Origin of the sequence: Rhizobium ecuadorense (genome assembly GCF_001187535.1) — a bacterium.
In the GTDB taxonomy this organism is placed as follows: domain Bacteria; phylum Pseudomonadota; class Alphaproteobacteria; order Rhizobiales; family Rhizobiaceae; genus Rhizobium; species Rhizobium ecuadorense.
Genome location: NZ_LFIO01000972.1, coordinates 1 through 215, shown reverse-complemented (window position 1 = coordinate 215; position 215 = coordinate 1). Strand labels below are relative to the sequence as shown.

The window sequence follows — 215 nt, the reverse complement described above, 5'->3', positions numbered from 1 at the left end:
CATTTCCGCTGCTCGTATCGACGAGCTACGCGGCAATTTACAATTATTCGATCTCGGCAAGACGAGGTTTCGATACATGATGGGAAGGCCCCTGATCCCATTTAAGCTGCGGACACGCCTATCATTGCTACCGGGCGTGCCCGCGCTAGGCTCTCACTCCTTCACCGCCCCGGTCATCGATGAGACGTAGTAGTCCGTTCTTCGTGGACTACTAC

Annotated in this window: 1 protein-coding gene; it reads left to right on the top strand. The window is 54.9% G+C overall.

Features of this window, described 5'->3' with window-relative positions:
* Positions 1-190 (top strand): hypothetical protein (locus AF337_RS44510; RefSeq protein WP_210168071.1); only part of this gene is annotated, 190 nt, incomplete at its 5' end.
* Positions 191-215: the final 25 nt, after the last annotated feature.